Source organism: Rhizobium sp. RU20A, from assembly GCF_900155885.1.
Lineage (GTDB): Bacteria > Pseudomonadota > Alphaproteobacteria > Rhizobiales > Rhizobiaceae > RU20A.
Map to the genome: position 1 here is coordinate 187,418 of NZ_FTMB01000001.1, position 21,148 is coordinate 208,565.

Below are 21,148 nucleotides of genomic sequence, written 5' to 3' on the forward strand. Positions count from 1 at the left end.
GGGGCTCTGGATGGGACTGCGAGGATCGCCGGCGGGTGCGGGAAGCGCGATGCTCCATTGCCCTTGCCCGGCGGCGAACCATATCTCTCTTCCGAACCGGCATTCGACGCAAGCAGCGAGACAGCGCATGGCAAAGGCAAAGACAGGCATTTCGACCGGCATCATCGCCGCGATCCGCCGTCGCAGGCCCATGATTGCCGGCGTTGCCGATGAAGTGCGGCGCGGCAAGATCGTCATCGCCTCCTACAATATCCACAAATGCGTGGGGACCGACGGGCGCTTCGACCCCAATCGCATCTGCGAAGTCATCTCGCAGTTCTCCGCCGATATCGTTGCCTTGCAGGAGGCCGACCAGCGCTTCGGCGAGCGGGCGGGCCTTCTCGATCTGGAGCGCCTGAAGCGCGAGTGTTCGCTCGTTTCGGTGCCGGTCACGGCCTTTTCGGAAAAGGGCCATGGCTGGCATGGCAACGTGCTGCTGTTGCGCGAGGGCGCTGTGCAGGAGGTGCGCCAGTTGAAGCTGCCGGGCGTCGAGCCGCGCGGCGCCCTCGTCGTCGATCTGGAGCTGGCGGCAGGCCCCTTGCGCGTCATCGCCGCGCATCTCGGTCTGCTGCGCCATTCGCGCGCCAAGCAGGCCGAATCGATCCTCGCCGCCGTCGCCGATGCCGCCCCGCGCCCGACCATCCTCATCGGCGATCTCAACGAATGGCGCACGGGCAGGGGCTCGTCGCTGAGCTACCTGACGCCGATCTTCGATCACGGCCATGCCACGGTCGCAAGCTTTCCCTCGCGCTTCCCCATCCTCCCGCTCGACCGCGTCATGGGCTACCCCAAGGAGATCGTCACCGCAGTCGAGGTGCATGACAGTCCGCTGGCGCGCATCGCCTCCGACCATCTGCCGGTCAAGGCCTATATCGATCTTGCCGCCGCGGCGGCCGCCGAGGAAACGCGCGCGGAGCGGCGCGAGGAGATCGAGGCCGCTGTCGGCCCCTTGCCGGCCAGCCCGACCAAGGGCGAGGCTTGACCCCACCCCATGATGGACCTGGTCGGCAAGCTTCCGCTTCTCCTCTGTCTCTTTCTCGTCGTATCCGCCGTGCTCGTCTGGCTCTACGGCCGTTTTGGCCGCTGGCCATCTGGCAGCGAGGAGCATTCATTGCCGCCGGTAGAGGGCGAGACCGCGATTGATCGTGCCATCGCGCCGCTTCTGGCAGGGCAGGCTGACGATGCGGCGGGCCTTTCGCTCGTGCATGCCAACCGCGAGGCGCTCGCGCTGCGGATAACCGCCGTCCGGGCCGCCGGGCGCAGTCTCGATCTCCAGTATTACTACTGGAAGGACGACCTGACGGGCGGCCTTCTGATGCGCGAGGTCATCGCCGCTGCCGATCGCGGCGTCCGGGTGCGGTTGCTGCTCGACGACATCAATGCGGGCCTGCATGATCGCAGCTGCATCGCGCTCGATGCCCACGCCAATATCAGCGTGCGGCTCTTCAACCCCAGTCGGGCCCGCACCGACCGGTTCCGCCGTGGTCTCGAAATGGCCATGCGCGCCTTCCGCGCCACGCGCCGCATGCACAACAAGGCCTTCATCGCCGACGGCCGCATCGCCATCATGGGCGGGCGCAACATCGGCGACGCCTATTTCGATGCGGACGAGGACACCAATTTCCGCGATCTCGATATCTGGATGATCGGCAAGGCTGTCGCGGACGCGGGCGGGATGTTCGACCGCTACTGGAACAGTCCCGTCGTGCTGCCGATCGGATCGCTGCGCACGCCGCGGCCGAAATATCTGGGCAGGCTACGCGCAGACCTTGCCGAACTGGCCGACCGGCCCGCCGCGCGCCTGCTGCTTAGCGATATCGAGGCTTCAGGTGAGGATGCATCGCCACCACTGACGCCCGAGGCCGCGTTGCACTGGTGCGCGGATGTCGAGGTTCTCGCCGACCCGCCGGAAAAGGCCCTGATGGCGCGGCGCTCCAACTGGATCTTTCGCGATCTGATGCCGGCGATGATGGCTGCGAAGGACCGTCTGCGCATCGTCTCGCCCTATTTTGTCCCGGGAGTCGATGGCACGTCAGCCCTGACCGACCTCACCGACAAGGGCGTCAGGGTCGAGGTCCTGACCAATTCGCTCGCCGCGACCGATGTCGCCGCCGTGCATGGCGGCTATGCCCGCTATCGCCGCAGACTGTTGAGGGGCGGGGTCGCTCTCTTCGAACTCAAGGCCGATCACGTGCCGGGCGACCCGCGGCGCATCAAGATCTTCGGATCACGCACGGCAAGCCTCCACAGCAAGGCCTTCACGGTGGATGGCGAACGCGGTTTCGTCGGTTCCGTCAATTTCGATCCCCGTTCGGTATCGCTCAACACCGAAACGGGTGTGCTCTTTTCCCATCGTGCGCTCGTCGCCGAGGTCGACGGGATCATCGATATCGAGATGGCGCCGGACTCGGCCTTCGCGCTCTCGCTGCACCGCGGTCTGATCCGCTGGCGCGACGCCGGCGAGGGCGGGCGCCCGCGCACCCTCTACCGCGAGCCGGAGGCGGGGCGCATCCGCCGGCTGACGGCGGCGGTGATCCGCTTCCTGCCGGTTGAATCGCAGCTGTGACGCTGCCGCGGTCACGGAATTTCGTCGGCGCGCCCCGTTCCACGCCTTATCCACAGGCCTAGACGAGGTCAGCCTCGCGCCACTCAGAAGGCGTTAAGCTTATCGCGTCTTGGCGACTTGAAGTGCGGGTCACCGACACTCTATGTATGAGGAAGACACAAACGATGATTCCAGGCCGGCGAGGCGATCGCTGGCCGCACAGGCGAAGGTAAGACATGAGAAATCCCGTTGATACCGCCATGGCTCTCATCCCCATGGTGGTCGAGCAGACGAACCGCGGCGAACGGTCCTACGACATTTACTCGCGCCTGCTGAAAGAACGCATCATCTTCATGACCGGCCCGGTCGAAGATCATATGGCGACGCTGGTCTGTGCCCAGCTCCTCTTCCTCGAGGCTGAAAACCCGAAGAAGGAAATCGCGCTCTACATCAATTCGCCGGGCGGTGTCGTCACCTCCGGCATGGCCATTTACGACACGATGCAGTTCATCCGCCCGGCCGTTTCGACGCTGTGCATCGGCCAGGCCGCCTCCATGGGCTCGCTGCTGCTCGCCGCCGGCCACAAGGACATGCGTTTTGCCACGCCGAACGCCCGCATCATGGTTCACCAGCCTTCCGGCGGTTTCCAGGGCCAGGCCTCCGACATCGAGCGCCACGCCAAGGACATCATCAAGATGAAGCGTCGACTGAACGAGGTCTACGTCAAGCACTGCGGCCGCACCTATGAAGAAGTCGAGCAGACGCTCGACCGCGACCATTTCATGAGCGCGGACGAGGCACAGGAATGGGGTCTGGTCGACAAGATCATCACCTCGCGTGAAGCCCTGGAAGGCGCAGCCGCAAGCTGAGCCGTCCATTTACCCGCCTCGTGATGTAATTGTGACACATTTGCGGGGCAGGCAGGGGTTTAATGGATAGGCAAAGCCGCTAAGATGGCCGTTAATGCTATGTTGAAGTTTCCCGCTTTAGCATTCGGTTTTGAAGGGGAGACACGTTGCCGCCGGGCAACAGGGCCGCAAGGCCTTCTTGCCCGGAAAGTACTCCCGAAGCCCTGAGTGGGCGCGACGCCGTGATCCGGCGGCTCCCGCGGGGCGCATTGAGGACCCCCAAGCTTCTCCACCGGAAGCGGAGAGGGCGTGCTGGAAGGATTGTGATATGAGCAAAGTCAGCGGTAGCAACGGCGGCGACTCCAAGAATACTCTTTATTGTTCGTTCTGCGGCAAGAGCCAGCACGAGGTCCGCAAACTGATTGCCGGGCCGACCGTCTTCATCTGCGATGAATGCGTCGAGCTGTGCATGGACATCATCCGCGAGGAGAACAAGACCTCGATGGTGAAGTCGCGCGATGGCGTGCCGACACCGCAGGAAATCATCAAGGTCCTCGACGAATACGTCATCGGCCAGCAGCAGGCCAAGCGTATCCTCTCGGTCGCCGTCCACAACCACTACAAGCGCCTGGCGCATTCCGCCAAGAGCACCGATGTGGAGCTGGCAAAGTCGAACATTATGCTCGTCGGTCCGACCGGCTGCGGCAAGACCTATCTTGCCCAGACCCTGGCTCGCATCATCGACGTGCCCTTCACCATGGCGGATGCCACCACGCTGACCGAAGCCGGTTACGTCGGTGAAGACGTCGAAAACATCATTCTGAAGCTCCTTCAGGCTGCCGACTACAATGTCGAGCGCGCGCAGCGCGGCATCGTCTACATCGACGAAGTCGACAAGATCTCCCGCAAGTCCGACAACCCGTCCATCACCCGTGACGTGTCGGGCGAGGGCGTGCAGCAGGCGCTGCTGAAGATCATGGAAGGCACGGTCGCTTCCGTACCGCCGCAGGGTGGGCGCAAGCATCCGCAGCAGGAATTCCTGCAGGTCGACACGACGAACATCCTGTTCATCTGCGGCGGCGCCTTTGCCGGTCTCGACAAGATCATCTCGGCCCGTGGCGAGAAGACCTCCATCGGCTTCGGCGCGATGGTCCGCGCCCCGGAAGACCGCCGCGTCGGCGAAGTGCTGCGCGAACTGGAGCCGGAAGATCTCGTGAAGTTCGGCCTCATCCCCGAGTTCATCGGCCGTCTGCCGGTCCTGGCAACGCTCGAGGATCTCGACGAGGACGCGCTGATCCAGATCCTGTCGGAGCCGAAGAACGCACTGATCAAGCAGTACCAGCGCCTGTTCGAGATGGAAGATGTGGAACTGACCTTCCACGAGGATGCGCTGCGCGAAATCGCCAAGCGCGCCATCATCCGCAAGACCGGCGCGCGCGGTCTGCGCTCGATCATGGAAAAGATCCTGCTCGACACCATGTTCGAACTGCCGACGCTCGAAGGCGTGCGCGAGGTCGTCATCTCCGACGAAGTCGTCAAGGGCTCGGCCCGGCCGCTCTATATCTACTCCGAGCGCACCGAGGAAAAGGCTAACGTGTCGGCTTGACCAGCTCGGTGAAACTGAAATGCCAGAGGGCTCGTATCCAGTGATACGGGCCTTTTTTGATGAGCCGGGACGGAAGGGCAGGGGGCGGAACTGGCTTGGTGCTGACACATTTGCCCGGCACTCTTTCCGTCTCGCGAAAATGCCCGATTGCCAAGCGCGGCAGGCGGCGCAATGATAGTGACTCCGAATAAGTTTCGCGTCGCGTGAGTCTCTTCGCCTGGCCCTCTGGCATGTCCCGTTCGCCGGTCGCGTTGCAAGGTCCGCAAAAGCGTTCGGGTCTACGTGTTGACCTCGATCCGCCGTCTCTCCCCGGGATGGCGCGGGGCTTGAAATGACGGTGCCGAAACGCCACTTCCGCAGTCAGCATTAAGACGGAAGTGCTCGACGAGGCTTCCGCGAACGGGCCCTTTTAGGGACGGAAAGGAAATGAAATGACAGCCAAACAACCACAGTCCCACGAGGCCACGACCTTCCCGGTTCTGCCGCTTCGCGACATCGTGGTGTTCCCGCACATGATTGTGCCGCTCTTCGTCGGCCGCGAAAAATCCATTCGCGCGCTTGAAGAAGTCATGGGCACTGACAAGCAGATCATGCTTGCCACCCAGATCAATGCGGGTGACGACGATCCGGCTCCGTCCGCCATTTACCAGGTCGGCACCATCGCCAATGTCCTCCAGCTTCTGAAGCTGCCTGACGGCACCGTGAAGGTGCTGGTGGAAGGCCGCGCGCGCGCTGAGATCGACGGCTATACGCGCCGCGAGGAGTTCTACGAAGCCTACGCGCACATCCTCTCCGAGCCGGCCGAAGATGCTGTCGAGATCGAGGCCCTGTCGCGCTCCGTGGTTTCCGAATTCGAAAACTATGTGAAGCTCAACAAGAAGATATCCCCGGAAGTGGTTGGCGCCGCCAGCCAGATCGAGGACTATTCCAAGCTCGCCGACACGGTCGCCTCGCACCTGTCGATCAAGATCGTCGAGAAGCAGGAGATGCTGGAAACCACCAGCGTAAAGCAGCGCCTCGAAAAGGCTCTCGGCTTCATGGAAGGCGAGATCTCGGTTCTGCAGGTAGAAAAGCGCATCCGCTCGCGCGTCAAGCGCCAGATGGAAAAGACGCAGCGCGAATATTACCTCAACGAACAGATGAAGGCGATCCAGAAGGAGCTCGGCGAGGGCGAAGACGGCCGCGACGAGATGGCCGAACTGGAAGAGCGCATCACCCGCACCAAGCTTTCCAAGGAAGCCCGCGACAAGGCACAGGCGGAGCTGAAGAAGCTGCGCCAGATGAGCCCCATGTCGGCGGAAGCGACCGTCGTGCGCAACTATCTCGACTGGCTGCTTGGCCTTCCCTGGGGCAAGCGCTCCAAGATCAAGACCGATCTCAACCATGCCGAGGACGTGCTCGCGCAGGATCACTTCGGTCTCGACAAGGTCAAGGAACGCATCGTCGAATATCTGGCCGTGCAGGCCCGCTCGACCAAGATCCGTGGACCGATCCTGTGCCTCGTCGGCCCGCCCGGCGTCGGCAAGACCTCGCTTGCCCGTTCGATCGCCAAGGCCACCGGCCGTGAATATGTCCGCATGGCGCTTGGCGGCGTGCGCGACGAAGCGGAAATCCGCGGTCACCGCCGCACCTATATCGGCTCCATGCCCGGCAAGGTCGTGCAGTCGATGAAGAAGGCGAAGAAGTCCAACCCGCTCTTCCTGCTCGACGAAATCGACAAGATGGGCATGGATTTCCGTGGCGACCCGTCGTCCGCTCTGCTCGAGGTGCTGGATCCGGAACAGAACAGCACGTTCATGGACCACTATCTGGAGGTCGAATACGACCTTTCCAACGTGATGTTCATCACCACGGCGAACACGCTGAACATTCCGGCGCCGCTGATGGACCGCATGGAAGTGATCCGCATCGCCGGCTACACCGAGCAGGAGAAGCTGGAAATCGCCAAGCGGCACCTGCTGCCGAAGGCGGTCCGCGATCACGCGCTGAAGCCGGAGGAGTTCTCCGTCGGTGACGACGCGCTGATGGCCGTCATCCAGCAGTACACCCGCGAGGCGGGCGTGCGCAACTTCGAGCGCGAGCTGATGAAGCTCGCCCGTAAGGCCGTGACCGAGATCATCAAGGGCAAGGTCGCGAAGGTCGAAGTCACCGCCGAGAACATCCACGACTTCCTCGGCGTGCCGCGCTTCCGCCACGGCGAAGCCGAGCGCGAGGATCAGGTCGGCGTCGTCACGGGGCTTGCCTGGACGGAAGTCGGCGGTGAACTGCTGACCATCGAAGGCGTGAGCCTTCCGGGTGGCAAGGGCCGCATGACGGTCACCGGCAACCTGAAGGACGTGATGAAGGAATCGATTTCGGCAGCGGCCTCCTACGTCCGCTCGCGCGCCGTCGATTTCGGTATCGAGCCGCCGCGCTTCGACAAGACCGACATCCACGTGCACGTACCGGAAGGCGCAACGCCGAAGGACGGTCCGTCTGCCGGTATCGCCATGGCAACCGCCATCGTCTCCATCATGACCGGCATCCCGGTCTCGAAGGATATCGCGATGACGGGCGAGGTGACGCTGCGCGGCCGGGTGCTTCCGATCGGCGGCCTTAAGGAAAAGCTGCTGGCTGCGCTCCGCGGCGGCATCAAGAAGGTGCTGATTCCGGAAGAGAACGCCAAGGATCTGGCCGACATTCCGGATAACGTGAAGAACGCCATGGAAATCGTCCCCGTCAGCCGGATGAGCGAGGTTCTCAGCCACGCTCTGACCCGGATGCCGACCGCGATCGAATGGGATCCGGCCAGCGAACCGGCGGCTCTGAAGCCTGTCGATTCGGCCGATGACAGCGGTGCTTCCGTCGCGCATTGATGACGAAGGAGCGATCCTTTCCGTGAAATTGCGGGCAGGATGGCAACAGAAATGGAAAGACCGGCGCCATCGCCGGTCTTTTTTCATGTAAAACCCCTGCGAAGCCTTGCTTTTCAGGGCGTTCGGGGCGAATGGGGTGACCAGGACGAAGGCAGAGACAGACTGCTTCGCCTTGAAGATGTGACTAGTTTCGAACCATTGGAAAGGGTGGAAACATGAACAAGAATGAGCTCGTGTCCGCCGTCGCCGAAAAGGCCGGCCTCTCGAAGACCGACGCCGCTTCGGCTGTCGACGCTGTATTCGAGGCCATCCAGGCTGAACTGAAGAACGGTGGCGACGTGCGCCTCGTCGGCTTCGGCAACTTCTCCGTTGCCCGCCGCGAAGCCTCGAAGGGCCGCAACCCGTCCACCGGCGCAGAGGTTGATATCCCCGCGCGCAACGTTCCGAAGTTCACGGCCGGCAAGGGCCTGAAGGACGCGGTGAACTGATCCGTCGCTTTCCAGATGCCTGACGCCGAAGGCTCAGGCATCGACGCATTCGAGGCCCGGTCATCCCGGGCCTCGTTTCGTTTCAGTGGGCCGGAGGCCAGGCGGCCGCGCACCTTCGCCCCAAGGGCCCGTACACAAATTCGTCTTCAATCCTTCATCCGCCCGTTACATTGCGACGCGAGAAGCACCTCATGGCCGGACGTCGTCCGCCAATGATGAAGGCGGCAGGGACCGGGGGAACGGTGTCTCTGCTTCCGCAGATCAAGAGGGCTCCATGAACACGTTTTCGCTCCATCTGGCACTGGTGGCGACGCTCGCCGCCTCCACCGCCGTTCCGGCCGCCGCCGAGCCGGTCTTCAACCGCATCGCCTCCTTCGCCGTTGCCGAGAACCTGCCGGCTGGCACGGATGCCAAGACCGCAACGTCTGCCGAAATCATTACCGCGACGCCGGATGGCAACACGCTGATCTATTCCGACAGCCCCAACAAGGCGATCGGCTTCATCGACATCACCGACGCCAAGGCCCCGAAGGCCGGCGGTTCCCTGGACATGAAGGGCGAGCCGACCTCGGTTGCCGCCATCGGCACGAAGGTGCTCGTCGCCGTCAACACCCGCGAGAGCTTCACCAACCCCTCGGGCGTCCTGGCAACGGTTGACGTGGCCGGCCGCACGATCGAGGAGACCTGCGCACTCGGTGGCCAGCCGGACTCCGTCGCCATCAGCAAGGATGGCACCATGGCCGCCGTCGCGATCGAGAACGAGCGTGACGAAGAGGTCAATGACGGCAAGATCCCGCAGATGCCAGCCGGCGATCTCGTCATCGTCAATCTCGCCGATGGCAAGGTCGATTGCGGCTCGCTGCGCCGCGTCGCCCTGACGGGCCTGTCCGAAATCGCGGGCGACGACCCGGAGCCGGAATTCGTCGCCTTCAACGACAAGGGCGAGATCGCCGTCACGCTGCAGGAAAACAACCACATCGCCATTGTCGACGCCAAGACGGGCACGGTCGTCAGCCACTTTTCTGCCGGTGCCGTTGACCTCAAGGGCATCGACACCAAGCGCGATGGCGCTATCCGCCCCGTGGACGACCAGGAAGGCCGCAAGCGCGAGCCCGATGCCGTCAAGTGGCTGGATGACGAGCGCCTCGTGGTTGCCAATGAAGGGGACTATGAAGGCGGCTCGCGCGGCTTCACCATTTTCGACAAGACCGGCACGGTTCTCTACGAATCCAACGCAGCCTTCGAACATGCCGTGATCGGCATCGGCCACTATCCGGAAAAGCGGTCCGCCGCCAAGGGTGTGGAGCCGGAAGGCCTGGAAGCCGCGACCTTCGGTTCCGACAAGCTGTTCTTCGTGCTTGCCGAGCGCGCCTCCGTCGTCGGCGTCTACAAGGACACCGGCACAGAGCCGCAGCTTCTGCAGCTTCTGCCGTCGGGCATCTCCCCGGAAGGCGCCGTTGCCATTCCGGCCCGCAACCTGCTTGCCACCGCCAACGAACTCGATCTCGGTGAAGATGGCGGCGCCCGCTCGCATGTCATGATTTACGAGCGCGCCGAGGGCACGGCCAACTATCCGCAGATCGTCTCCGTCGAGAAGGACGGCGCGCCGATCCCGTTCGGCGCCCTCTCGGGTCTGGCCGCCCTGCCGGAGGCCGGCAAGCTGGTTGCCGTTTCCGACAGCGTCTATTCCTCGCAGCCGACCATCTTTACGATCGACGCGACGGCGAAGCCTGCGAAGATCACCGATGCCCTGGTCATCAAGCGTGATGGTGCGCCGGCCCAGAAGCTCGACATCGAGGGCGTGGCCCTGGACGGCGAGGGCGGCTACTGGCTGGCCTCCGAAGGCAATGCCGACAAGCTCTATGCCAACGCGCTGCTGCATGTGAATGCCAAGGGCGTCATCAAGGAAGAGATCGCGCTTCCCGCCGAACTGCGCGCCGGCGAGACCCGCTTCGGCCTTGAAGGCGTGACCGTTGTCGGCACCGGCGACGACACGACCATCTGGGCCGCCGTCCAGCGGGAATGGAAGGACGACAAGAAGGGCTTCGTGAAGCTTCTCGCCTATAAGCCCGCCGCGAAGGAATGGGGCGCCGTCGCCTATCCGCTCGAAGCCGCTGGCAAGGGTTGGGTCGGTCTGTCCGAGATCACCGTGCACGGCGACTATGCCTATGTCATCGAGCGCGACAATCTCGTCGGCAAGGATGCCGTCCTGAAGAAGCTCTACCGCGTTGCCCTGTCCGAACTGAAGCCCGTCAAGCTGGGCGAGCAACTGCCTGTCGTGAAGAAGGAAGAGGTCCGCGATCTCATCCCCGACCTCAAGACCAATGGCGGCTACGTGCTCGACAAGGTCGAAGGCTTCGCCATCGCCGCCGACGGCACCGGCTATGTCGTGACCGACAATGACGGCGTGGACGATGCCTCCGGCGAGACGATGTTCTTCTCGATCGGCAACATCGACGCCAAGTAAGGCGCGGCACCTCGGAACGAAAAAGGCCGGATCCGCGAGGGTCCGGCCTTTTTTGCTTTGGCAAAGCCCACAAGGGGCCGTCGGCCCCAGGGCGGGATGTCTCGATTATTCGGCGGCGTCCTTCATGTCGGCGCCCTCGCGTTCGGCCTGCATCGTCTGCACCTTCGAACAGAGCTTTCCGACGAGATCGTGGAAACGATCCATCTCTTCGTCGGAAAGCGTCGAGAAGATCTCGTTGATGACGAGCTGCTTGGGAGCGCTTGCCGCCTCCAGCACCGAGCGGCCGAGTTCCGTGATCGCCACGATCTTGGCACGCCGATCTTCCGGGTCGGGCTCGCGGGTCACGAGACGATCACGCTCGAGCCCGTCTATCGCTTCCGTCACCGTGCGCGGCGCATAGTTGAGCGCGCAGGCAATGTCTGTCGAACGGCAGGGGCCGAGGCGCTGTAGGAAGAACAGGAACTTGCTGCGGGCAAGCGACACGCCTTCCTGACACATGGTCTCGTTCACCAGACGATGGACGCCGTGGTAGAGTTCGAACATCCGGTTCGATATGTCCTGTACCTTGGTCATGCTCTCTATATGGTAATGATGAGGGCGCATTTCAAATGGCAGCTCCGATGTGATACCGGCAAAGCGCGGGCTTGTCGATAAAAACCCGCCCCAGGCTGCGCAACGCGGCGTCCGGGGCGGAAATTCCGGCCGTTGCTGCAGCACGCGATTGACGCGGTGCGGTCGGTCGGGCCATGGTCGCCCCATGCCCTTTCGTTTCGTCCACACTGCGGATCTCCATCTCGACTCGCCGCTGAAGAGCCTTGCTCTGCGCAATCCGGACCTCGCCGATCTCGTGCGTGGGGCCACGCGCGAGGCTCTGACACGGATCGTCGATCTGTGTGTTGCGGAAAGGGTTGATGCGCTCGTCGTGGCCGGCGATCTCTATGATGGCGCGCAGACCTCCATGAGCACGGCGCTGTTTCTGGTGTCCGAGCTCCGGCGCCTGACGGAGGCCGGCATCGCCGTCTTCCTCATTCGCGGCAATCACGATGCGATTTCCAAGGTCACGCGTGAACTGACCCTTCCGGACGGCGTGCATCTGCTTGCCGGGCGCAAACGCAGCCACGTGGCGGGACGGCTCGCCGACGGCCGCGAGGTCGTCATCCACGGCGTCAGTTTCGCCGAGGCGGAAGCCCCGCAGAGCCTCTTGCCGTCCTTTGCCCCACCGCAGGCCGATGCGGTCAATATCGGTCTTCTGCACACCAGCCTTGCCGGCAGCCCCGGCCATGATGCCTACGCGCCCTGCGCTGTCGCCGATCTCGTCGCCCATGGTTTCGATTACTGGGCGCTCGGCCATATTCACAAGCGCACCGTCTGGCACGAGACGCCGCACATCGTCATGCCCGGCATGCCGCAGGGCCGCGATATCAACGAGGCCGGCGAGCGCAGCGTCACGCTGGTGACGATCGACGAAAAGCAGGGTCTGTCTATCGAGGAGCGGGCGACGGCCGGCGCGATCTTCGAGCGGCTTGCCGTCGATGTCGGCGGTGCGGACGAGTGGCGCGATTTGCTGGGCCGCGTCGATGCCGCCCTGCGGAGCCTGCGTGACAGCCGCCGGGCCGCGCATCTGATATTGCGCGTGACGCTGACCGGACCGACGCCGCTTGCCTGGCGCCTTCGCCGTGACCGCGATTTGCTGCTGGCCGAGATCGAAAGCATCGCGCAGTCGCGCGGCGCAAACTGGATCGAGAGCGTCGATATCGACTGCACCGATGCGCAGGCCGCCGATGGCACCGATCCCGTCGCCGAACTGGCCGCTATCCTCGATCGCGATGTGCTCGGCACCCATGCCGCCGAGGCGGAGGCCCTGGCAGCAATCGAAGACCTCATGCGCGCCCTGCCGCATGAGGTGCGCGCCGCCCTTGCCGACAGCGAGGAGGCGGTGAAGGCGCTGGCGGCGACGAGCCTTGCCGAAGGCGGCGCCGACGTGCTCGCCCATCTGCGCGCCACCTCCGGCGATGGCAGTCCGGCTACCCGCACCGGGGGAGCGTGATGCGCATCGCCCGCCTCGACCTCATACGCTACGGCAAATTCACCGATCGCCGCATCGAATTCGGCCCGGCGCCCGCCGGCAGTCCCGACCTCCACATCGTCTACGGACCCAATGAGGCGGGAAAATCCACGCTGTTTTCCGCCTGGCTCGACCTTCTCTTCGGCATCGAGCAGCGCAGCGCCTATGGCTTCCTCCATCCCTATGCGACGATGCGCATCGGCGGGGCGCTGGAGGCGAGTGGCTGGCGCGAGACCGTGGCGCGGCTCAAACGCCAGCAGAATTCCCTCGTCAACGCCGAGGACCAGCCCCTGCCGGACACGCTGCTCACCGGGGTGCTCGGCGGTCTTGACCGGGCCGGTTACCAAAAAATGTTCTCGCTCGATGACATCTCGCTGGAGGAGGGCGGCGAGGCAATTTTGAAGAGTGAGGGAGAACTCGGGCGCCTCTTGTTCCAGGCAAGCTCCGGCCTTTCCGATACGGCCGCGGTGCTGGAACAGTTGCGCGCCAGGGCCGACCAGTTCTTCCGCCCGCAGGCCCGCAAGCATCGTCTCGCCGAGATGAAGGCCGAGCTTGAAACGATCCGAGCCGAACAGGCCGAGCTTGATGTCAGCTGGCGGGATTATGCCGCTATCCGCAAGGCGCGGGACCAGCGCGCTAGGGAGCACGATGAGGCGAGCCGCAGGTTGGCCGATCTCCGGCGACAGGCCGAGGCCGTGCGGGTCGAACTCGAAGCCCTGCCGCTCTTGGCCCGGCTTTCCGCCCTGCGCCAGGCGATGGCGGCGCATGCGGCCGAGCCCGCGCCGCCGCGCGAATGGCAGGAGCGCCTCCCGCAGTTGATGCGCGAGGCCGCCGAGCTCGATGCCGAATCCCGGCGGCTGTCCCTGGAGGAGGAGCGGCTGATCGCCGAGCGCGACGCCCTTGCCACGGACAATGAGGGGCTCGCCCTCGGCGCGGCCTTGAAGACACTGGCAGACAGCGAATTGGAGGCGCGCTACCGCACCGCCGAGCGCGATCTGGCGAGCCGCCTCGCCGAACGGACGCGGATCGAGGCGGAGATGGCCGAGCTGACGCGCGAGATCGGCCTTGATGCTGAGACGCCGCCCCGCCGCCTGCTTCTGCCGCAGGCCACGGCCGCCCGTCTGGAGCGCCTGGCGCTGGCCCGCTCCGGTCTTGAAGAACGCCTCGCCGCGGCCGCGCAGGAAACGCGCCGGGCCCGGGCGCTGCGCGAAACGCGGCTCGCCGAGGTCGAACAGGCGCCATCTGCGCCGGATCCGGCGATCCTGGCAGCCCTCGCAAGCGCCCTGACCGAGGCCCGCCGCAGTGACAGCATCACGCGCCGCGCAAGCGCCGAGCGGCGCCGGTCCGAGGCAGAGGTCATGAAGGCCGCAGCGCTCGTGCGCCTCGATCTTGCCGAGGACGACGCCCGCGACCTGCTGCGCCGCGCACCGCTTCAGCCCGAGACGCTTGCCGATCTGCGCCGCCGATATGATTCGATCGCCGAGCGCATCACGCGCCTTGCGAGCGAGGTGGAGGCGCTGGAGCGCAGCCAGGCCGAGGAGCAGGCCCGGCGTGCGAGTCTGGCGAGCGGCGAAGGCGAGATCGATGACGATGCCGCTGCCCGCCTGACGGCGGAACGCACCACGCTCTGGCGCGCCCATCTCGATCGCCTCGACCGCACCAGCGCGGCGCGATTCGAAGCGGCCATGGTGGCCGTCGATGCGCAGGCTGCGGCCCGCCTTGCCGCCGCCGATCGCGTCGCGGCGCTCCGTAGTCTCGACCGGACGCTGGCCGGCAACGGCGCACGTCTGTCGGGCCTGCGCGCCGAACTGGAGCGTGCCCGCCAGGAGAGCAACGCGCTGACCAGCGAGGCGGCGCGCCTCGCCGCAGCCCTTGGTCTTGGTCCTGACCGCGGCGAGGCGGCGACGCTCGACGAAATTGGCATCCGCCAGGCGCGGCTGCTGGAATTCTCCACTCTCGTGGATGACGAACAGATGGCGCGCGCCGAGTCGGCCGCCGCCATCGCCGCCGAGACAGCTGCCGCCGCGACCCTTGCGGGCACGTTTCAACTGCTCGGCGATCCCGCTCTCAGCGATCTCGCCGCCGCCGGCCACCTCGCACCCGTGATCGCGCTTGCGGAAAAGCGCCTCGAAAGCCTCGAAGGCGCCCGGCTTGGCGCCCAGCGTCGCACGGAAGCGCTCGCCGCCGCAGAAGCGGAGCTGATTGCCCGGGCAAGCGCCGAAGAGGCGGCGCGCCGCGAACTGACCGACTGGCAGGACGAGTGGCAGGCCGCCGGCCGCGGCACCTGGCTGCAGCAGCTCGCCGCATCGACCCCGGGAATTGACACCGGAGCAGCGGGCCACGGTCCGGGACCAGCGCTCTCCACGCTTCTGGCCCGAATCGCGCCGCTCCAGCGGCTTGCCGAGCGCCATGCGGATCTGACCCACCGCGTCGACAGCATGCGCGCCGACCGGGAAGCCTTCCTCGCCGCCGTTCTGGCGCTCGACCCGTCCGCTGCGGCGAGCGAGGCGATGGGTGAGGGGCGTGACGCCGATCCGCTGGTCCGGCTGCTCGCTCTCACGGCCCGTCACGAGGAGGCACGGCGGGCCCGCGACGCGAAGGCGCAGGTGACGGCCCGTCTGACGGCTCTGCGCCTTGACCGCGACGCCCTGACCGCCCGGCGCCTGCACCACGATGCCGCCGTCGCCCAGCTGTCCGCCTTCTTCGGCCGCGCCGACCTTGCCGGCATTGCCGAAGCCATGGACCGCGCCCGCGAGCAGGCCGACCTTGCCGGCCGAATCGCCGAAACGGGTCTCGATCTCGCCACGCGGCTCGATGTCGATTCGGTCGAGGAGGCCGAGGCCCGGCTGGCTGTCGTCGATACGCTGGAGCTGAATGCCCGTGCCTCCGGCCTTTCCGCCGACATCGCCGCCGTTGAGGCCGAGGTGCGTGACGCCTATGCGGGCCTTCGCGAAGAGGAGCGCCGCCTTGCCGGAGTCGATCGCGGCGACGCGGTCGCGGCACTCGAAACCCGAAGGGCGACGCTGCTCGTCGCCATGGAACGGGAGGCGCGCGCCTATCTCGCCCTCAAATCGGGCACGGGCGCCGTGGATATGGCGCTTCGGCTCTACCGCGAGCGCCATCGCAGCGCCATGCTGAAGGCCGCGTCCGATGCCTTTTCGGCGATTACGGGCGGGGAATATTCAGGCCTCGCCTCGCAGGCCGATTCGGGCCGGGAGCGCCTGATCGCCGTCCCCGCCGCCGGCGGCTCCAAGCTTGCCGCCGATCTGTCCAAGGGCACGCGCTTCCAGCTTTACCTCGCGCTGCGCATCGCCGGCTACCGCGAGGTGGCCGCCAGCCGCGAAACGCTGCCCTTCATCGCCGACGACATCATGGAAACCTTCGACGACGCCCGCGCCGGCCGAACCTTCGCGCTGCTGGGCGACATGGCCCGAGTCGGCCAGGTGATTTACCTCACCCACCACGAACACCTCTGCGATATCGCCCGCGAAGCCTGCCCGGGTGTCAGCCTGCACCGCCTCTAGGCAGGCCAATGGCGGCCATGCTAGCGATCGATCCGTCACCTGAGGCGGGATGCCGCGCGCATGGCGGACTTTGAGAACGGCGACCGGTCACTTCAGCGTAACACAGGCATTCCGCCAACGGCTGAGCAGGAGACTCAACGCACTGAAAAACAAAAAAGCGCCGCTAAGCGACGCTTTGACTTTACAAAATAGGAAAAATGGTGGGCGATGAGAGACTCGAAAAGTCAAATCTCTCATCAGGAGCGACTTTAACTTATTGATTTATAAATTTAATATAAGATTTAGAAAATACTAATTTGTGACATTGTGACGGCCGCTGTTTTGTGACAGACGTCGCTTAGCCTTTCAGCTTCTCTTCAAACAGGAAATTCACCCGGCCTACAATTCGGCCAAAGCTGTAGCCACCTTCGAGAACCAAAAAAAAGAACACGCTTCGTATGCTGATCTGCAACCACCACATAAACTCTGCGGCTTCAGGTGTAATGTCAGCCAATTTTGGCAAAATTATCTTGTTAAACCAATCATTTTGAGCCTCCGGAGCAATTACGACCATAGAAGTGGCAAGCGCCGCCGAAGAAACCATCACGAAATATGATATGTTATGAAATAACTCCTTCGAGAGCTCGCGAATATTTTCTATTCTATTCCTCTTTTCGAGCGAATAGTCTTCTGGAATCGGATCCTGCCTACCTTCAGCGATATAAAAAAGAACACTAAAGCTGAAGCCAAGAAGTATTGATGATACAGTATTGATGGAGTTAATAAAATCAGTCAGATTATCATTCAGCAAAAACCCTAATATTGGAGAAAAAACAACAAGTAATGCAATCCGAGGCCAGACGCGGATACGCTCGCCTGTTCTGTAGTTATAGAAGGTGGCGTTATTATTCAGAATGATAGAGCGAATGCTAACCATTCTCTTTCACTTTAATAACGTATTCATTAAGGGCTGTTAGAATTTCATTGCAAGTGTCCGCATTCTCTGGGTGTCCGTCATTATCAACCTCAACGTCAAGCTTAAATCTAGTCGCTCTCAATCCATTATCGAACATATAAATCGTTGTCGCTTTCCCGTTCATGTCAGCCAAAACGGTGCAATCCAAAATATCGTCGTCATCTACTTCAACTATGTCACTTTGGTTCATAAGTCCGGCGACGGCTTTCTGTATTTCGCTCCGCCCTTTTCCAAAGAATGGTATTACCCCACTTCTCACTCGTTCAACGAGCGGGTCGTCTTTGTTCGAGCGTGTGAAAGCGATCATCATTTTTCCCCCGAGGCTACTTCTTCCCGCACGGGAGGTCGCCCTATTGGAAACATTGACTCTGATTTCCTTCGGATCCGCATTCTTGTAGTAAGACGCACCCAATCGGAACGATGCTGATCGAACACCCTTCCTGTCCGGGAGCACGCCTAAAAGCGTGTCCTTCAGCGTGCCGTAGCCACCGAACAATCCCAGGTATTGTGCGCCAATATAAATGTTTCCTGATTCCGAAAGATAAAGGACAAAATGGAAAGGTCGCAAATTGACGCTATCCGCCGAAATTTTTCCTTTTTCTGTATTGTCGTAACCGTGTCCCCAGTAGGACGCTTTGAACGTTCCAGTTATAGTGCGATCGCTCATCCTTGTCAGGTTTTCAAACGGCGCTTCCTTTCGTGAGCGGAGCCGGTCAATATCTCCCTCCGCATTCAGGTCAAAGGGCTTTTGAGCTTGCATTCTTGCAAACATCTGTTCGTATTCAGCAAGCGTGAAGGGGAAAACCACATCATCCTCTCCAGACTTCCGCACCCGGTAGAGGTAGTGAAAGCTCGCGCTCACCTCTTCGTTTTTCTTTGTTGCCATACTCTGCCCCCGACTCGCACATGATTCGCAATGGTTGCAATTCAAGCACTCAAGCTAGCATTTGTTGAGTCACCTTGTGAAAGTTTACTGGCCTGTTTGATCGGAAGTGCGGTGGCTGGATAAACTGAAGCTCGAATATGTTCTTTATTTGTTCTGGTAGTCAATTGACAGGTTTGGCTTCTCGGTTCGCCATATGGCTATATTAACCTCTCCAAGAGCAGCCGTTTGTAGTAGCAGTCGTTTCGAACAGCCGGCGGGGCGGAGGCCCCGCCGGTCATCGGCATTAGTTTAGGCGCTTCCAGCCGAGTCCCGCGATGGCGCGCCGGCCTCTGCGGCCATCGCGTTCACAAGGATTTGTCGAAGCTCCCGCTTCGTCGCCTTCTGCATCGCAAGGGCGACAAGCTGTGCGGCAACGCTAAGCTGGCGAAGCTGCTGCTCCTTGGCGAACTCGTCCGCGATCCTCTCCATTTCGGAAAGCTCAGCTTCTTCAAGCGCCTGCTTCGCGAGAATTTCGGCGCGCTTCCGCACTACCGGATCGGACTCCGTGCCATACTTCTCGTGAGCGTTCTTGACCATGAGGCGAAGTGCAGGGTTCAGGGCCATTATGCTGCCCTCTCTGCGATCAACGGATTGTGGAAGCGACACGGCTCTTTCTCTGCGTCCTCGTCGTAGTCGTTGCCGACTACCAGAAGGGATGACTTAAGCCGGACGAAATCGTCGTGAACGCGCTGGAGGTTCGCAAGATAGTCGCGCGTCTCCTCAATCCGCATCTGAAGTTCCGCCAGCGGCTCCTCGACTTCTGCGAGACCGTCAGCCACCTCCTCGCTATACCGCGCAAGACCGCCGTAAGTGCCGGGATCGCGGATCAGGTCGTTCGGACGATAGAGTTCAACGGTCGGCCCCATGCTGAAGATACTCTTCATCGTGTGAGAGACAAAGAGCGCCCAAAGCTCCTTCTCGCTCAGCGTTGCGGCCGGTTCGGTGCTGGTGTAGACTTCGTTGGTCATCATGAATACCTTTCGTGTTTAGTGATGACTTCAGACAAGGAACGGCAAGGCAAAGTTTGGTCGCAGAGCCATGCCGTTCCTGTTTTGGGCTATTCGCCCGTGACCTTCCACTGTGGGAAGGTCCAGCGGACCTGCTGACTAAGCTGGTCGCGCATTCTCTTGAGCCTCGCCATTTCGGCGAAAGCCGTGTTCCTTGCTGCCGGATCGGACAGGTCAGATTGCTCGATTTCGGCAATGCGGGCGTCGATTTCCGAGCGCTTGTGTTCGTTTATGAGTTCGGCAAGTTCCGCCGCTGCGCTGATCATGCATCCGACCGCGATCTCTGCCTGAGCGATTGAGCCCTTCTGATTGAAGTAGGGGCTGTCTTCCGGGTGATCGATGTAGGATTCTTCAATCCAGCCAGTCATCGAATGCGGATCGCTATCGTCTTCGATCTTCGGCGGCTCCATGTTTGCGAGGTCCAAAATCTCCGCGATGGTTCCGCCGCTGCGCTGGTATCGTTCAAAAAACGGCTCGCGATATGACAGCGCGTTCTCATCCGCGACCTTCAGCGCCGCGGCCTTCTTCGCCTTTTGACGTTCCCGCCACCGCTTCTGAATTTCTGCATTCGTCAGGGCCATGTGATTGCCTCCTTCTGATTATGCTTATGGCGTAATCATAATTATCATGCAATAGCCAAAATGACGGTTCATGCAGATTTCTTCACGCCCTCATCCTCGCCGCGATAGCAGTAGGCCGGCCAGATGCCGCCTTCCTCGCCGAGGATCATAGCGAGGCGCGTTTTCAGGCAATCGGGCGCTGCAGGGTCGAAGGTATCGAAGAGGTCTTCGATAAGGTCGATGACGTGGCCGTAGAGGTCAGCCGGAAGGTAGGTCTGCATTTCCATTTCATTTCCCCTGCCCATGAGCGGGCATCACCTTCATGAGTCGGCTGGAGTGATTTGGCAAGTAATAAAAATAAAATCAGCGAAAATACTCGATTTTACCCGGATATATTGGCTGATCATCAAGGATAAGTAAGTATTTACTTATCGCCTTTATTCCGATTTCGCCTTCATTTTCTCGCGGCGCTTCTTCGATGCGGCACGGTTGCTCCGCCGGATTGCTTCACGGGCTGCTTCGAACGTCTCATGCTTCGTGTATTGGCGGACGCCCGTGGCGCGCTTCACCGATTCCTGTTCCGCCTTCTCGCGTTCCTTGGCAAGCTGGCGCACGTCGTCGGTCGGGAAGAACCGGCGGGGCTTGTAGTCGGTCCGGCCGGAAGCTTCGGCGTCGGCGGCGCGTTGCGCCATTCGGGCGTCCGCATAGGCCAACTGCCGGTCGGCCATCAGCTTGCGCCGGTTTTCGATTGCTTCCGCAAAGTGCAGCATGCGCGTCATCCTTCTTTCGCCTTAACTGACCTACGTTATAGCGGGATCGTCGTTGGATGCGCCAAATTGCGAGCGAAGATTGTCCGGGAGGCTGAGGCGCGTCAGAATTCTGAGGGCTTGCTATATATAGGGTATATATATACATATATATTATTAAATACTAATAATAAAATACAAATAAGAAGACGGCGAAGCATCAGGAATTCTGACGCGCTCAACACTCGCCGCTTCGCGGCTCGCCTGCGCGGCCTTCGGCCTTTCCAGCGCCTTGCGGCGCTGACCGGTAATTCTCTTCCTCCCGGAAGGCTTCGAAGGGAAGAATTTGAAGAAGGCTCCCGGCGGTGAATTCACCTCCCGGCAGGTAGAAATAGAAGCTCCCGGTTAAGAAGCAGGCGGTTCCGGTGCTTCTTTCCGCCATACAGAGTCATACAGAGGCAGGAAGGCTCCCGGATAAGGAAAGACGCCTTCCGGTTCACGAAGCGCGCCCACGAGTC

17 protein-coding genes are annotated in these 21,148 nt (G+C 62.2%); 9 read left to right on the forward strand and 8 right to left on the reverse strand.

The window, feature by feature from the left end:
- The first annotated feature begins 127 nt into the window (after positions 1–127).
- The 7 genes from F3H41_RS00905 (at position 128) to F3H41_RS00935 (ending at position 10,848) form a co-directional block, all read left to right on the forward strand.
- Entirely contained in the window at positions 128–1,021 is an 894-nt protein-coding gene (locus F3H41_RS00905) for an endonuclease/exonuclease/phosphatase family protein (RefSeq protein WP_149736715.1), read from the forward strand.
- A 12-nt stretch (positions 1,022–1,033) separates the two neighbouring features.
- Entirely contained in the window at positions 1,034–2,605 is a 1,572-nt protein-coding gene (locus tag F3H41_RS00910; RefSeq protein WP_149738154.1) for a phospholipase D family protein, read from the forward strand.
- 215 nt (positions 2,606–2,820) lie between these two features.
- Entirely contained in the window at positions 2,821–3,453 is a 633-nt protein-coding gene (gene clpP / locus F3H41_RS00915) for an ATP-dependent Clp endopeptidase proteolytic subunit ClpP (protein WP_149736716.1), read from the forward strand.
- Between the two features lie 307 nt (positions 3,454–3,760).
- A complete protein-coding gene (gene clpX / locus F3H41_RS00920; protein WP_149736717.1) occupies positions 3,761–5,038 on the forward strand; it encodes an ATP-dependent Clp protease ATP-binding subunit ClpX in 1,278 nt (425 codons plus the stop codon).
- A gap of 431 nt (positions 5,039–5,469) precedes the next feature.
- Positions 5,470–7,893 carry an endopeptidase La gene (gene lon, locus F3H41_RS00925; protein ID WP_149736718.1) on the forward strand — a complete coding sequence of 808 codons (2,424 nt, stop codon included), beginning with the start codon at positions 5,470–5,472 and terminating at the stop codon, positions 7,891–7,893.
- A 215-nt stretch (positions 7,894–8,108) separates the two neighbouring features.
- Positions 8,109–8,381 carry a DNA-binding protein HupB gene (gene hupB, locus F3H41_RS00930; protein WP_149736719.1) on the forward strand — a complete coding sequence of 91 codons (273 nt, stop codon included), beginning with the start codon at positions 8,109–8,111 and terminating at the stop codon, positions 8,379–8,381.
- A 274-nt stretch (positions 8,382–8,655) separates the two neighbouring features.
- Positions 8,656–10,848, forward strand: a complete 2,193-nt coding sequence (locus F3H41_RS00935) for an esterase-like activity of phytase family protein (protein ID WP_149736720.1) — start codon at positions 8,656–8,658, stop codon at positions 10,846–10,848.
- A 105-nt stretch (positions 10,849–10,953) separates the two neighbouring features.
- Here the strand turns inward: F3H41_RS00935 and F3H41_RS00940 are convergent, their stop codons facing one another.
- On the reverse strand, positions 10,954–11,421 hold the full coding sequence (locus F3H41_RS00940; protein WP_149736721.1) for a MarR family transcriptional regulator: 468 nt from the start codon (positions 11,419–11,421) through the stop codon (positions 10,954–10,956).
- A gap of 184 nt (positions 11,422–11,605) precedes the next feature.
- On the opposite strand from F3H41_RS00940, the gene F3H41_RS00945 reads away from it, so the two are divergent.
- Together F3H41_RS00945 and F3H41_RS00950 are read left to right on the forward strand one after the other, a co-directional pair.
- On the forward strand, positions 11,606–12,895 hold the full coding sequence (locus tag F3H41_RS00945; protein ID WP_149736722.1) for a DNA repair exonuclease: 1,290 nt from the start codon (positions 11,606–11,608) through the stop codon (positions 12,893–12,895).
- Positions 12,895–16,437 carry an AAA family ATPase gene (locus F3H41_RS00950; protein ID WP_149736723.1) on the forward strand — a complete coding sequence of 1,181 codons (3,543 nt, stop codon included), beginning with the start codon at positions 12,895–12,897 and terminating at the stop codon, positions 16,435–16,437. The genes F3H41_RS00945 and F3H41_RS00950 overlap by 1 nt, the downstream gene beginning before the upstream one ends.
- Before the next feature lie 337 nt (positions 16,438–16,774).
- On the opposite strand, the gene F3H41_RS00955 is transcribed toward F3H41_RS00950, so the two are convergent.
- The 7 genes from F3H41_RS00955 to F3H41_RS00985 form a co-directional block, all read right to left on the reverse strand.
- Positions 16,775–17,353 carry a hypothetical protein gene (locus F3H41_RS00955; RefSeq protein WP_149736724.1) on the reverse strand — a complete coding sequence of 193 codons (579 nt, stop codon included), beginning with the start codon at positions 17,351–17,353 and terminating at the stop codon, positions 16,775–16,777.
- Positions 17,346–18,278, reverse strand: a complete 933-nt coding sequence (locus F3H41_RS00960) for a hypothetical protein (RefSeq protein ID WP_149736725.1) — start codon at positions 18,276–18,278, stop codon at positions 17,346–17,348. The genes F3H41_RS00955 and F3H41_RS00960 overlap by 8 nt, the downstream gene beginning before the upstream one ends.
- 288 nt (positions 18,279–18,566) lie before the next feature.
- Complete coding sequence (locus F3H41_RS00965) at positions 18,567–18,881, reverse strand: hypothetical protein (RefSeq protein WP_149736726.1); 315 nt, start codon at positions 18,879–18,881, stop codon at positions 18,567–18,569.
- Complete coding sequence (locus tag F3H41_RS00970) at positions 18,881–19,288, reverse strand: hypothetical protein (protein ID WP_149736727.1); 408 nt, start codon at positions 19,286–19,288, stop codon at positions 18,881–18,883. Before F3H41_RS00970 ends, F3H41_RS00965 begins: the two co-directional genes overlap by 1 nt.
- 86 nt (positions 19,289–19,374) lie before the next feature.
- Positions 19,375–19,905, reverse strand: coding sequence for a hypothetical protein (locus tag F3H41_RS00975; RefSeq protein WP_149736728.1), 531 nt, complete (start codon positions 19,903–19,905; stop codon positions 19,375–19,377).
- Between the two features lie 68 nt (positions 19,906–19,973).
- Positions 19,974–20,165: a hypothetical protein gene (locus tag F3H41_RS00980; protein WP_149736729.1), complete on the reverse strand. Its 192-nt coding sequence runs from the start codon at positions 20,163–20,165 to the stop codon at positions 19,974–19,976.
- Positions 20,166–20,321: 156 nt separating this feature from the next.
- Positions 20,322–20,654 (reverse strand): hypothetical protein, encoded by a 333-nt coding sequence (locus F3H41_RS00985; RefSeq protein WP_149736730.1) that lies wholly within the window; start codon positions 20,652–20,654, stop codon positions 20,322–20,324.
- Positions 20,655–21,148 lie beyond the last annotated feature (494 nt).